Below are 13146 nucleotides of genomic sequence, written 5' to 3' on the forward strand. Positions count from 1 at the left end.
CTCAGGCGCCGACCAGTTTCTTGAACGTGGCCAGTACGGCGTCGCCCTTGAATGGCTTGACGATCCAGCCCTTGATGCCGGCCGCCTTGCCGCGCTCTTTCATGATCGGCGAATTTTCCGTGGTCAGCATGATGATGTTGACAGCGGCGTTGCCGAGTTCGCTGCGGATCTTCTCCGCCATGGTCAGGCCGTCCATGTTGGGCATGTTGACGTCGGACACCACCAGCTTGATCGACGGATCGCCCTTGAGCTTGACCAGGCCGTCGCGGCCGTCCACGGCCAGGGCCACGTCGAGGCCGTTCTTCTTGAGGAAATCGCCTACTTCGGCGCGGACCGTGCTGGAATCGTCGACTACAAGGATTTGTGCCATGGGTTCTCTATGGTTCTTTTCGTTGGATGAATGGAGTTAAAACAGCTCAAGCTCGCCGGTGTCGCTGCCCAGTTCGTCGGCCGACACCGAAAAATCGATGTCGGCATAGGCCGAAACGCTCAGCGTGACGTGGAAACGCGGCGCGCCGTCCATGTCGACCGCGAAGTGGCGCACATGCTGGCAGTTGAGCGTTTGCAGGTAGGCGGCACAGTTGCTGTCGATGACGTTGGGCGTGGACATGCCGATGTGCGGGAAGAAATTGCCGAGATCGCGGTTGAGGATGCCGCAGCACAGGTTGCCGCTTTCGGCGATGGCGTCCATGAAGGTCTGCTCGCTCATCTCGGCAGCGTCGATATTGTTGAGACGCGCGAAATGGGCGCGGGTGGCCGCGTCGGGCGTGAAATAGAACATCGCCATCAGACGGAACAGATAGGACGACACCGTCAGCACCACCATCTTTTTTTCCGGAATCACGGCGTCGTCGGCCAGGACCGATACCTCAACCGGCGTGCCGGACGGCGCCATGCCGGATTTCAGCGATTGCGTGAGCAGCGTGTCGAAGCCGTCTTTGGCGGATTGGGTCAGCATGGTCTGTTTCTCAATGTCAGGCGGCCAGCGCTTCTTTGGTTTTCTTGTTGATCAGGTCGAGGCCGATGACGGCGCCGATGATCATCTTGCCGCCTGCCTGCAGATCCTGGAACGTGGTAGTGGTGATCAGGTCGTTCTGATACAGGTTGGCGCGATAGCTCTTGGACAGTTTCTCAGCGCGCTGCGCCAGGTCGCGCACTTCCGACGCCACTACCGCGAAACCGCGGCCGTGGGTGCCGGCGCGCGCCGCTTCGATCGACGCGTTGAGCGCGACAATGATGACCTGGTTGACGATCAGCGCAAATTCGTCGTTCTTGCGGTGCATCTCGCGGTTGTGCGTGATCAGCACGTTCATGTCGTCGTGCCAGCGTTCGAAGGTGCGCATCAGGCCGAGCAGATTCGAGATGGTCTCCTGCGAGGCGTCGCAATTCTCCAGCACGCGCGCGACGCTTTGCGAATTCTGCGAACTCAGCTGCGCCACCACCTTCTCGGTGTCGCGCTGCGTTTGCGCCAGGCGCACGTCATTGTCGCGACGTTGCGCTTCCAGCTCTTGCCGGTGCGCGTCGATATTCTGCTGATGCTCGTCCAGCGTCAGTTGGACGTTGCGTTTGAGCGTGTCGACCTGGTCGACGTCGACCATGCGCCGCATGCGCGTGTTCTGGCGTTTCAGCATCAGGGCCAGCGGCAAGCCTGACAACAGCGCCCCCAGCAAGACAAAAAGAATCTGGTTCAACATCATGAAACGTTCCTTGCGATAAATCCGTTACGGCAATAGTCTTGCCCTGCTCCGCCCGTTCAGGCCACCTGCGGATCACTGCCGGCGACAAGAATGCCGGCCGGTGCTGCCTGATCAATATCCGGCAATGGATAAGCGACATCGATGCCGTCGACTTCCACGGCGATGCTTTCCGGCAGCAGGACATTGATCTGGAAGGCGCGGAAATCGGCGCCTTCTGCGTGATCCAGGAATTCAATCTCGATACGGCCGTGCTCCTGCGTCACGAAATCCAGTACTGCGTCCATGCCGACGCCGCGGCCGGACACGTCGGTCACTTCGCTGCGCGTCGAGAAGCCGGCGCGCATGATCAGGCGCGCCAGTTCGGCGTCGCTCAGCACCGCATCCGCGGCGATCAGTTGCTTGTCGACCGCGGTGCGGCGGATGTGCGCCAGCGCCAGGCCGCGGCCGTCGTCGGACAGCGCCATGTGCAGCATGTTGTCCATCACGCCGAGCTGCAGGCGGATCGTGCCGGTTTCATTCTTGCCCTTGGATCGGCGTTCTTCCGGCGTTTCCAGTCCGTGATCCATGGCGTTGCGGATCAGGTGCATGAATACATTCTGCAGCAGCGCCGAGGCATGGGCGTGGATGACATAGCCGTTGTCTTCGATCGCCACGACCGGTGCGTTTTTACCGAGCTCGCTTGCCAGCGCCGGCAGCGAGTCAGTGACGCTGGCCAGGATGTCGGCCACCGGCTCGGTGCCGAGCAGGCGCAGCGTCTTGCGCACGGCGTTGCGGACTGCGACCAGTTCATGCAGGTTGGCGGTGTTGACGGTTTCGAGGCGATGCAGGCTTTCCTGGATATGTTTGCGGTCGATGGTCAGGATGTGACGTTCCACCGCTGCCGCCTGTTCCGGCGCGGCCTGGCGGCCCAGCGTGACTTCGTTGATGCGAGCGTAGCGGTCGATGGCGACGCGCACGCGGGCCAGATCCTGCACCAGGCGCTCCTGTTCCCAGACAGCGCCGGTGTCAGGATGGCGCAGGTCGTCGTAGTGCTGCTCGACGTCGTGCACCACGTTGCTCAGGTGCAGCAGGCCGTAGGTGCGGCCGTTGCCCTTGATGGTGTGCATGTTGCGGAACAGCTTGGCGATGGCGAAGGCAGTGGCTTCCGGATTCTGATGGACGATCTGCTCGTTCTCGTCGAGGAAGCGGCGCGACGTAGCGATGAAGTCTTCGAACTTCGGCGCGGCCACGGCGAGGATTTCACCGATCATTTCCAGCTCGTGTTTCTGTTCGTTGGCTTCCGCCGCCAGCTTGCGCAGTTCGGTGACGTCGCGCACGCACAGCATCAGGCGGATCACGGTGTCGGCGTCGTCGGTGATCGGCGACCAGCTCAGGTCGAGGATCTTGACGCGGCCGTCGGCCATCTTCTTCTCGACTTCGCCGACCATCAGGTGTTCGTTGAACTCGAAGTTCATGATGTCTTCGCCGATGCAGGCGCCGCCGATGGCTTCGATCTGTGACAGCGTATCGGCGCCCAGCGTGGTGCCGGCGAATACCAGGTCCATCAGGTCGCGGCCGGCGATGTCGGTGGTCTCGAACACGGTTTCGAGGAAAGCGGAATATTCCGGATGGACCTTGTTGCCGTCGACCACGGTCAGGATGCCTTGCGGGATGTTCTGCAGCATGGCCTGCATGTCGGCAGTCTTTTGCTTGACCAGCGCCGAGGCTTCCTCGATCTTTTCGACCATGCCGTTGAAGGCGACGATGGAGTGTCCCACTTCATCCATGCGATCGACCGGCAGGCGGCGCGTGAAATCCTGGCTGGCGGCGATTTCGGTCATCATGGTTTGCATGCGGCTGATCGGGCCGGTGATCTGGCGATACAGCAGGAAGCCGATCAGCGCCAGCGCGATCACGGCCACGGCGGTGACGCCGGAGATCGTCGTGGTGGTCGACGCCAGGTTCTGGTTCAGGGCGGCGATCGCACTGTCCTTGCTGCGGTTCTTCTCGATGCGCAAGGTGTCGACCACGCCTTCGAGTTCAGCCTGGTATTGCACCACGTTGCCGAAGAAGGATGCCTGCGCCAGCGCATCCTTGCCGGCCAGCTTGAACTTGGCGGTGCTGTCGATGGCGCCGAAATAGTTGTCCAGGCTTTCCTTGGCCTGTTCGATCAGGCCCTTCTGCGCCTGGCTTGCGGCCTGCCCTGCCTGGAACTCCAGCGCTTTTTCGAGTGTGGCCTTCTTGGCGGCGAGCTTCTCATTTTCCTGGATGACCAGTTGCGCATCGGTCTCGGCCACCATCACCATGGCCGCCAGTTGGACATCCTTGAGTTGGCCCACCAGGTCCGACGATGCCAGCACGCTCGGCACCACGCCTTCCGTCACGGACTTGACCTCGACCGCGCTGCTGCGCGACTGGAACACGGCGTAGCCGCCGATGGCTGAAATGGCGATGAACGTAAGGATGACGAGCAAGGTAATGCGCAGACGGATAGTCATTTGTCTTTTCCCTGGAGACTGGCAAGCGGCACGTCCTCTGGGGTGGAACGCGCGGCTCTTTTGTGATGGCCGCATTGTTGCATTCAAGTATTACTACTCCATGACAACACGGGTCAAACAGGGGAATAGAATGACTATTGCCGTGCATCAATTAATTTGGAGCCGGACAAACGTAACTCGTCACGCCGCATGCAAACGCGCCGAGTCGTACAGCGTCTGCCGTATCAGCAAATCGGTCGCCGCATGCCCGGACATGCCTTTCCCGAAGTAGTAACCCTGTGCCTGGTCACAACCCTGGCGGCGCAGGAAGTCCAGTTGCCGCCGCTCCTCCACGCCCTCGGCGACGATATTGCGCTGCATGGCATGGGCCAGCGCGATGACCGCCTTGACGATCTCGGCGTCGTCGTTGTCGATGGCGATGTCGCGGATGAAGCTGCGGTCGATCTTGAGCGTGTGGATGGGAAAACGCTTCAGATAGCTGAGGCTGGAATAACCGGTGCCGAAATCATCGATCGCCAGCTTCACCCCCATCGCGCTGAGCTGGCGCAAGACTTCAGCGGCGGCTTCCGGCGTTTCCATGACGACGCTTTCGGTAATCTCCAGCACCAGGTTGTCTGCCGCGCAGCCGGTGCGATCGAGCGTACGTCGGACCATCTCGACAATGTCGTCCTGGCGGAACTGGGTCGCCGACAGGTTGACCGACATCTTGATCTCGCCGCCCAGCCCTGCTTGCTGCCACGAGACCACCTGGCGGCAGGCAGTGTCGAGCACCCACTCGCCGATGGGGACGATAAGGCTGGTCTCTTCCGCGATGGAGATGAACTTGTCGGGGAACACGACCGGCTGCCCCGGCGGCTTCCACCTGATCAGCGCCTCGAAGCCGACGATGCGCCCGGTCGGGATGTCGACCTGCGGCTGGTAGTCCAGCACGAACTCGCGGCGTTCCAGCGCGCGCCGCAATGCGCCCTCCAGCCGCAGGTAGTCCATCGCGCCCTTGCTCATGGCGTCGACGTAGAACTTGTGGCGCCCTTTGCCGGCCTGCTTGGCCTGGTACATCGCGGTGTCGGCGTTCTTGAGCAGCGTCGCGCTGTCGTCGCCGTCGTCGGCGTACAGGCTGATGCCGACGCTGCCGCTAAGGTACAGCTCGTGGCCGCGCAGCAGCATCGGCTCGGCGATGGTGTCGAGAATCTTGCTGCTGATCGCCGCCACGTCTTCGCGCCGGCTGACGTCGTTGAGTATCACCACGAACTCGTCGCCGCCCAGGCGCGCCACCGTATCGCCGGCCCGTACCGACATCGACAGGCGGCGCGCCGCCTCGATGATCACCAGGTCGCCGACGTCGTGACCGAGGCTGTCGTTGATGTTCTTGAAGCGATCAAGGTCAATGAACAGCACCGCCACCGACTTGCCCGAGCGCCGCGCATGATGGATAGACTGCGACAGGCGGTCCGTAAGCAGGCTGCGATTGGGCAGGTTGGTCAACGCGTCGTGGCTGGCCAGGTGACGCATCTCCTGATCCACTGCACGCCGTTGCGTAATGTCTTCGATCGCCGCGATGAAGCGCACGTTGCCGCGGCTGTCGAGCATGGCCGACACCGCCACCCGGCTCCAGATGTATTCGCCGTCCTTGCGCTGGTAGCGTTTTTCACGCGTGTAGTCCTTGATCTCACCGGACAACACGCGCCCTATCATCGCAAGGTCCTGTTCGATGTCATCGGGGTGCGTGATCGTCTGCAAGGTCAGTCCGGTCAGCTCGGATTCGTCGTAGCCGAGGATCTGTTGCAGCTTCTCATTGGTGCGAAGCAGATGGCCGTTGGGCGCCAGATGCGCCAGTCCGACCGCGGTCTGGCGGAACGACAGGCGGAAGCGCTCTTCGCTCTCGGCCAGCTCGGCCTTGGCGTCGAGAATGGATGAAATATCCTGCGCAATCAGCAGTAGCAGGTATTCGCCCTCGACCTCGGTACGCGTGAGGCTGAACTGGAAATTGGCGGCGCCCGCAATCCCGCCCTCGCCCGACAAGTCCAGCGCGAAATGCGGCGTGCCTGTGATCAGGGTGTCCTGCGCCGCGCGCCGCAGCGGCTCCACGCTGGACACATGCGGCAACACCCGGTATTCCACCGGCTCAGCCTCGTCCATGCCCAGCAGGCGGCGCATCACCGGATTGATCGAGCGGATGCGGAACATCGCGTCCATCACCAGCAAACCATTCGGCGTGCAGCTGACGATGTGTTCGGCGTAGTTGCGGTAGCGCAGCAGGGATTGGTGATCCGCCGCGGCATAGGTGTCGAGCGCCAGCCCCATGTCGAAGAACACCACCTTGAGCAAGGCGTTGGTTGCCGCGAAGAAGCGTGCCGGCTCCTGCGCCAGCAGCTTCCACAACACCGGCAGCAATCCCGACAGATACTTGCGATAGGCGCCGATGTACCAGTGCGTATCGAGGCCAATGGTTTGGTGCACGGCGCCGACCCGCAGGCGGTCGCGCACATAATCGCCACCGTAGTCGCCCGCCGTCATGCCGTCGAAGTAACCGGCCATGGTGTGCTTCAGCCTGTCCACGCGCCCTTCTTCCGCGAGCAGGTCCTGCAAGCCGGGGAATTGCAGCAGGTGCGCATAAAAATCCTCGGTGAAGTCGCTGCGGTTTTCGCGCAGCAACGCATGGATGCTGCGCAGCTGGTCGACGTCGGCGTCCGTGAATTCGAGGAACTGCTTGCGACCGGCGACGACCTCGGCACTGTCCAGTCCGGTGTCGCGCACGATGCCGGCGATGAGTTGGTCGATGTTTTCCATGGTGTGCATCTCCTGCCGGCATTCCATTGAATCCGGACTGTTGAGGACTGCGTGGTGTTGCGCTGGAACCGGACCGCGTTGACGGTGGCCCGGTATCGATTGAGACGTCTAGTGCGCGGCCGCTGCCGCGGCTGCCGAAGAACCGCCGGATGCCGGTTTGGTGATCCAGATCAACGGGATGATGGCGACGAAGATCACCGCCGAAATCCAGAAGATGTCATTGATGCCGAGCATCGTGGCCTGCGAATTGAGTGTCTGTTCAAAGCGCGCCTGGGCTTGTTCCAACGTCATGCCGAAGTTGTTGCGCAGCAGCGCGATCGACTCGTTGAAGGCCGGGTTGAGCGGGCTGGCCTGCTCCATCAGGCGCGAGTGATGCAGGATATTGCGGTCGCTCCAGGCAGTGCTGGCAATCGCGGTGCCGGCGGCGCCGAAAAATACCCGCACGAAATTGGATAACCCAGCGGCGGCGGGAATCTTGTCGGGCGACAGGCCGGACAGGATGATTGCGGTGAGCGGCACGAAGAACAAGGCGGTCGGAATCCCCTGCAGCAGCGTCGGCAGCACCAGCGTCCAGGTATCGGCTTGCGTGGTGTAGAGCGAGCGCATGAAGAACACGATGGCAAAGCCGACGAAGGCCATGGTCGCCAGGATGCGGGTATCCGACTTCGGCACCAGCTTGCCCATCACCGGCGCCAGCAGCACTGCAAAGACGCCAAGCGGTGCAGTGGCTAGGCCCGCATCGACCGAGCGATAGCCGAGGTATTGCTGCATCCACTGCGGCAGGATCACCAGATTGGCGAAGAATACGCCGTACGCCACCGAGATCGCCACCGTGCCACCCAGGAAATTGCGTCCCAGGAACAGGCGCAGGTCGATGATGGGGTTCTTCTCGGTCAGCTCCCAGATCACGAAGAAGATGAAGCTGACCAGCGCGAAGGCGCCCAGCCCGATGATCACCGGCGAATGGAACCAGTCCAGGTCCTTGCCCTTGTCGAGCATGATCTGCAGCGCCGACACCCAGGCGATCAGCGACAGCAGGCCGACCTTGTCGATGGGAATCGACTTGGTTGCCGTGTCGCGATCCTTGTAGATGGCCCAGGTCACGGCGGCGGCAAAAATGCCGACCGGGATATTGATGTAGAAGATCCACGACCACGAATAACTGTCGGTCATCCAGCCGCCCAGCGCCGGACCGGCGATCGGGCCGACGGTGGCGGTCATGGCCCACAGCGACAGCGCCAGCGAACTCTTGGCCTTGGGATAGGAACTCAGCAAGATTGCCTGCGACAGCGGAATCAGCGGACCGGCCACGGCGCCCTGCAAGATGCGTGCAGCCAGCAGAATCGGCAAGGTCGGCGCCACGCCGCACAGCCACGACGAAAACGTGAAGAGCAGGATCGCAATCACGAACAGGCGTATCTGCCCGATGCGTTGCGTGAGCCAGCCGGTCAGCGGGATCGAGATGGCGTTGGCGGCGGCGAACAGGGTGATGACCCAGGTGCCCTCGTCCACCGAGACGCCGAGGTTGCCGGAGATGGTCGGGATCGCGACATTGGCGATGGACGAATCCAGCACGTTCATGAAGGTCGCCAGCGCGACGGCGAAAGTGGCGAGGACCAGCTTTCCTCCCGTCAGCGGAGGCGGCGGCGCCGGCGGTCCTGGCGGCTTTTCCTGCTCAGATTGATCAAGTGTGTTCATGGGTCACCTGTGAGGTATCAGCTACCGATGCGGTTTTGTTTGATGATGCGATCGATCTCGGCATCGGCCTGTTGCGCGTAGTTGTCGAACACACGGGTCTGATACGAGGCGTTCTTGGCAGCGGCCAGTTCGGTGCCGTCCTGCTTGCGAGTGGCGACGTCGACTTGCATCGACAGGCCGACGCGCAGCGGATGGGCGCGCAGTTCTTCCGCATCGAGCTGGATCCGGACCGGCAGGCGTTGCACCACCTTGATCCAGTTGCCGGTGGCATTCTGCGCGGGCAAGGTGGCGAAGGCGCTGCCGGTGCCGGCGGAAAAACCGACCACCTTGCCGTGGTACTCGATGTCGCCGCCGTAGACGTCGGCGTGCAGCGTCACGTCCTGGCCGATACGGATATGCCGGACCTGGGTTTCCTTGAAATTGGCATCGACCCAGACGCCGTCCAGCGGCACGATGGCCATCAGCGGCGTACCCGGGGCTACCCGCTGGCCGAGCTGCACGGCGCGCTTGGCGACGTAGCCGGTGACCGGTGCCGGCAAGGTATTGCGTGCATAGTTGAGATAGCTTTCGCGGACTTTGCCGGCGGCGGCGATGACGTTGGGATGCTGCGCTACTGAGGTCTTGCCGGTCTGCGCATGGTTCGACGCCAGCTGTTCTTGCGCGACCTGCAGGCCGGCCTTGGCGGCGGTCACGGCAGCGCGTGCATGGGCCATGTCTTCGGCCGAGACGGCGCCGCTATCAGCTACGCCAACACTGAGGCGGCGCTTCAAGTCGTCTTCGGCGCGCGCCAGGTCGGAGTGACGCTGGGCGATCTGGGCTTCATAGACACCGTTGTTGACGTACAGCGTACTGACTTGCTGCACTGCCTGCGCGAGCGCCGCTTCAGCCTTGATCATGTCGACCTTGGCGTCGGCCCGGTCAAGCTGGATCAGCGGTTCGCCGGCCTTGACGATTTGCGTGTCGTCGGCGTTGATGGTCACCACCGAGCCGGCGACTTGCGAGGTCAGTTGGACCAGGTTGCCGGAGACGTAGGCATCGTCGGTCTCCTCGTGATAGCGGCTGTAACCGAAATAGTAGGCGGCATACGCAGCCGATGCGGCGATCACGCCAACGCCGAGCCAGACCAGCATGGTCTTGCGCTTGCCGTTGTTGCCCGCCAGGCCTGCAGAGGCCGCTTTGTTTGGCTGCGTTGTGGGTCCGAGGTTTTCCTTGTTTTCCATGATGAGCACCTGTTTTCTTGAATTGAGTAAACTAGTAAGTTGAATTCGCTTGATCGATTGATTTGTTCAGTCGGCGTGGTCCGCAGGAGCGACAAAGCCGCCGCCCAGCGCTGCCGCCAAGGCGATCTGCTGACTGCGGCGGTTCATGCCGAGATTGACGATCGCCTGCTCGGCCGCCAATGCGCCAATGCGCGCTTGCAAGACACTGGTCTGACTGCTGAGGCCGCCGCGATACTGGCTGTCGGCCAGTTTCCAGCTACGGTTTGCAGCCTGAGCGGCAAGGCGTGCATCGACCAGCTGTGCATCGCCGGAACGGATGCGCGCCAGTTGCGTGGCGATATCCGACAGCGCCGACACCAGCGTGCCGTTGTAGGCGGCCACGGCGGCGTCGTAATCGGCATAGCGTTCCTTCAGGCGAGCGCGCAATGCGCCAGCGTCAAAGATAGGAATATGGATGGCCGGACCTGCGCTCGCGGTGCGGCTGGCGGCGTTCAGGAAACGGCCGAAGCCGAAGGCATCCAGGCCGATGGCGGCGCTCAGGTTGATGTTTGGATAAAAGTCGGCCTTGGCGACATCGATGCCATGCGTCAGCGCATCGACGCGCCAGCGCGCTGCCGTCAAATCCGGACGGCGTGCGACCAGATCGGCCGGCAGGTTGTCAGGCACCGTCACCGCGTCGCCGCTGTCCAGGTCTGGACGTGCAATGTGCAAACCGCGATCCGGGCCTTGACCAAGCAAGGCGCTCAGTTGATAACGGGTGTCGAACATGCGGCCGTCCAGCGCGGTCAGTGTCGCGCGGGCGGCAGCCAGGTTGCGTTGTGCGCCCTGCTGCTCGACTTCGGTATCGAGGCCGGAGCGCAGACGGCGTTGCGCCATATCGGCGATGCCTTGCCAGGCCAGCACTTCCTCTTGCTCCAGATCCCGCAATGCAGTCAGACGTGCGAGTTCGTTATAGGTGACGGCGACGGCGGCGCTCAGCGTCAGTTTCACTTTTTCCTGCTCCGCTTCGGCGGCGCGCAGTTTGGAGATCGAGGATTTCCATGCCGCGCTGTTCTTGCCCCAGACATCGAGTTCATACGAGGCGCTGACAACAGCCTTGTTTTCCGACTGCCAGGAACCGGCGTACGGCGGTGGCACCAGCACGGTCGAGGAATACTGCTGGCGTGAGTACGCATAGTCAGCGCCGACCTTCGGCAGCGTCTGGGCGCGCGCTTCTTCGGTGAAGGCGGCGGCGGCTTGCAGACGCGCCTGCGCTTCGGCCAGCGTCGGGCTGGACTTGAGCGCTTCATTGATCAGTGCGGCCAGTTGTGCGTCGCCAAACTGATTGGCCCAGTTGGCGGCCGGCCAGTTTCCATGCGGCGCCGCCAGGCTTTGTGTCTGTTGCAGATCGGCTGCTGCCGTCAGTTTGCTGTCGCTGCCGATACCGGCGTAATTGGCGCAGGCCGACATCATCGCTGCAGCCAGCAAGGCCGCGAACATGGCGCCATAGCGACCGGGGCGCTGGCTTTCCCGATTAATAGATAATTGATTATTCATTTTCTGACTTGTCAAATAAATGTTTAAAAAAATGGGGCGTAAAAAGCCCGTGACTGATTCAACAGCGATCCTGCAACTGACAAAAAACGGTGTCCGGCTACCCCTGCAAGAACTTTTCCAGCAAGCGGTGAAACTCCAGAAATTCTTCCTGTGTGAAATCCTTGAGACGGCGGTTCAATGCTTCCGGCGCCACCTTCGGAATCTCCTTCATTGTCGCAACGCCCTGCTCCGTCAAACCGAGATTGACGCTGCGGCGGTCTTCCACGCTGCGCTCGCGCGCCAGCAGGCCTTGTTTCTCCAGCTTGTCGAGCATGCGGGTCATCAGGCCCGAATCGATTTCCAGCATCTTGCTGAGTTCGAACGGCGTGGTGGCGATGCCGCGACCCACGCACAAGATGATGCCCATCTGCTGCGCGGTAATGTCCAGGCCCTTCAGCACCGCGTCCATTTCGGCGATGACCACGTTGCGGGCCTTGACCAGAGAAAAGCCGACGCTTGTGGTGGGATGGAAGTTGTCTTTCGTGTAGTGTTTCATGTGCTCTCCGTGATGGCTTCAATATATTTGACTAGTCAGATATTGTCAATGCAGATTCGACATCTATCCGGACAAGCTCCCTTAAATAAGATGATCAGTACGCTCAAAGCCTTTGTGGATCTGTCTTTCCGGGCGGGATGCCAATCCCGTCGAATTACCGGAGTCCAATCGAAACCTGGCTTTTCCCCCGAAAACATGAAATCCCAAAGCCGGATACCATGTTTACCTGGCCCACCGGCCTACCCCACCGACGACAAGCCGCGGCACGCATCGCGGCAACGAGGACACCAGGAGACAGCATGCAGACACTCGAACAAGCCCCCGTATTTGGACGTACCGCCCGCCATCCCGGCGCGCCCGACCCCGTACGCATCGTCAGCCTGGCCGGCCCGGCCATGGCGGTGACCATCACGCTCGAAGCCGGACGCAACCTGCGCGACGCCATCGCCATTCCGCTGGCGGCCGCCGGCATTGCAGGCGGCACCATCCGCATCGAAAACCTCAAGGTTTCACCGCACCACTATCTGATGCCGGCGCTGTCCCACGATGGCAAGCACGCCGCTTTCTACAGCGATCCGCACGAAGTCGCCGGCGGCGTCACGATCGAGCTGGCCTGCGCCACGTTCGGCCGCCGCGACGGCGCGCCCTTCGTGCATTGCCATGCGGTGTGGACCGACGAACAAGGCCGGCGCCGCGGCGGCCACATGCTGATGGATCAGAGTATCGTCGCCGAAACCGCGCAGGCGCAAGCCTGGGGCGTGCACAATGCCACCATGGAAACGCGCTTCGATCCGGAAACCAATTTCACCCTGTTCCACCCTGCCATGGTGGCGGCAGAGACCGGCGACGGCGGCCGTCGCACCTTGCTGGCGCGCATCCGGCCCGATGAAGACCTGACCATGGCGATAGAGGAAGTCTGCCGCACGCACAGCATCAAGAACGCCATCGTGCGCGGCAGCGTCGGCAGCATCATCGGCGCGGAATTCGACGACGGCCGCGTGATCGAGGATCGCGCCACCGAAATCCTGGTGCGTTCCGGCCACGTCAGCCGAGGCCATGAAGGCGTACGGGCACAGCTCGATATCGCCCTGATCGATCCACGCGGCCACGTGTGCGAAGGCGTGCTGGCGCGCGGACGCAATCCGGTGCTGATCTGCTTTGAACTGGTATTGGAAGAAGTGGAGTGACGCGGAGGA

Annotated in this window: 10 protein-coding genes; 1 reads left to right on the plus strand and 9 read right to left on the minus strand. The window is 62.1% G+C overall.

Annotated features, from left to right (window positions below; all coding sequences use genetic code 11):
* Nucleotide 1: 1 nt before the first annotated feature.
* From ACIROY_RS03040 to ACIROY_RS03080, 9 genes are all read right to left on the minus strand, one after another.
* The gene (locus ACIROY_RS03040; protein ID WP_402271303.1) at nucleotides 2–370 is read right to left on the minus strand and encodes a response regulator; all 369 of its coding nucleotides are present in this window, start codon (nucleotides 368–370) and stop codon (nucleotides 2–4) included.
* Nucleotides 371–406: 36 nt separating this feature from the next.
* Entirely contained in the window at nucleotides 407–958 is a 552-nt protein-coding gene (locus ACIROY_RS03045; protein ID WP_402339553.1) for a hypothetical protein, read from the minus strand.
* Nucleotides 959–974: 16 nt separating this feature from the next.
* Nucleotides 975–1694, minus strand: a complete 720-nt coding sequence (locus ACIROY_RS03050; protein ID WP_402340140.1) for a methyl-accepting chemotaxis protein — start codon at nucleotides 1692–1694, stop codon at nucleotides 975–977.
* A 59-nt stretch (nucleotides 1695–1753) separates the two neighbouring features.
* Nucleotides 1754–4174 (minus strand): ATP-binding protein, encoded by a 2421-nt coding sequence (locus tag ACIROY_RS03055; RefSeq protein ID WP_402339556.1) that lies wholly within the window; start codon nucleotides 4172–4174, stop codon nucleotides 1754–1756.
* Nucleotides 4175–4354: 180 nt separating this feature from the next.
* Nucleotides 4355–6961 carry an EAL domain-containing protein gene (locus ACIROY_RS03060; protein ID WP_402339558.1) on the minus strand — a complete coding sequence of 869 codons (2607 nt, stop codon included), beginning with the start codon at nucleotides 6959–6961 and terminating at the stop codon, nucleotides 4355–4357.
* A 108-nt stretch (nucleotides 6962–7069) separates the two neighbouring features.
* Nucleotides 7070–8659 carry a DHA2 family efflux MFS transporter permease subunit gene (locus ACIROY_RS03065; protein WP_402339561.1) on the minus strand — a complete coding sequence of 530 codons (1590 nt, stop codon included), beginning with the start codon at nucleotides 8657–8659 and terminating at the stop codon, nucleotides 7070–7072.
* A 17-nt stretch (nucleotides 8660–8676) separates the two neighbouring features.
* Entirely contained in the window at nucleotides 8677–9879 is a 1203-nt protein-coding gene (locus tag ACIROY_RS03070; protein ID WP_402271290.1) for an HlyD family efflux transporter periplasmic adaptor subunit, read from the minus strand.
* Nucleotides 9880–9945: 66 nt separating this feature from the next.
* Nucleotides 9946–11415, minus strand: coding sequence for an efflux transporter outer membrane subunit (locus tag ACIROY_RS03075; RefSeq protein ID WP_402339564.1), 1470 nt, complete (start codon nucleotides 11413–11415; stop codon nucleotides 9946–9948).
* A 97-nt stretch (nucleotides 11416–11512) separates the two neighbouring features.
* Nucleotides 11513–11950 carry a MarR family winged helix-turn-helix transcriptional regulator gene (locus ACIROY_RS03080; RefSeq protein ID WP_402271285.1) on the minus strand — a complete coding sequence of 146 codons (438 nt, stop codon included), beginning with the start codon at nucleotides 11948–11950 and terminating at the stop codon, nucleotides 11513–11515.
* Between the two features lie 299 nt (nucleotides 11951–12249).
* Between ACIROY_RS03080 and ACIROY_RS03085 the strand changes: the two genes are divergently transcribed.
* Nucleotides 12250–13137, plus strand: a complete 888-nt coding sequence (locus tag ACIROY_RS03085) for a PCC domain-containing protein (RefSeq protein ID WP_402339566.1) — start codon at nucleotides 12250–12252, stop codon at nucleotides 13135–13137.
* The last annotated feature ends 9 nt before the right edge of the window (nucleotides 13138–13146 follow it).

Source organism: Herbaspirillum sp. NPDC101396, from assembly GCF_044767365.1.
GTDB lineage: Bacteria > Pseudomonadota > Gammaproteobacteria > Burkholderiales > Burkholderiaceae_D > Herbaspirillum.

Coding starts and splice junctions, on each gene's coding strand:
- ACIROY_RS03040 (WP_402271303.1), bottom strand. CDS start 370: ATGGCACAAATCCTTGTAGTCGACGATTCCAGCACGGTCCGCGCCGAA.
- ACIROY_RS03045 (WP_402339553.1), bottom strand. CDS start 958: ATGCTGACCCAATCCGCCAAAGACGGCTTCGACACGCTGCTCACGCAA.
- ACIROY_RS03050 (WP_402340140.1), bottom strand. CDS start 1,694: ATGTTGAACCAGATTCTTTTTGTCTTGCTGGGGGCGCTGTTGTCAGGC.
- ACIROY_RS03055 (WP_402339556.1), bottom strand. CDS start 4,174: ATGACTATCCGTCTGCGCATTACCTTGCTCGTCATCCTTACGTTCATC.
- ACIROY_RS03060 (WP_402339558.1), bottom strand. CDS start 6,961: ATGGAAAACATCGACCAACTCATCGCCGGCATCGTGCGCGACACCGGA.
- ACIROY_RS03065 (WP_402339561.1), bottom strand. CDS start 8,659: ATGAACACACTTGATCAATCTGAGCAGGAAAAGCCGCCAGGACCGCCG.
- ACIROY_RS03070 (WP_402271290.1), bottom strand. CDS start 9,879: ATGGAAAACAAGGAAAACCTCGGACCCACAACGCAGCCAAACAAAGCG.
- ACIROY_RS03075 (WP_402339564.1), bottom strand. CDS start 11,415: ATGAATAATCAATTATCTATTAATCGGGAAAGCCAGCGCCCCGGTCGC.
- ACIROY_RS03080 (WP_402271285.1), bottom strand. CDS start 11,950: ATGAAACACTACACGAAAGACAACTTCCATCCCACCACAAGCGTCGGC.
- ACIROY_RS03085 (WP_402339566.1), top strand. CDS start 12,250: ATGCAGACACTCGAACAAGCCCCCGTATTTGGACGTACCGCCCGCCAT.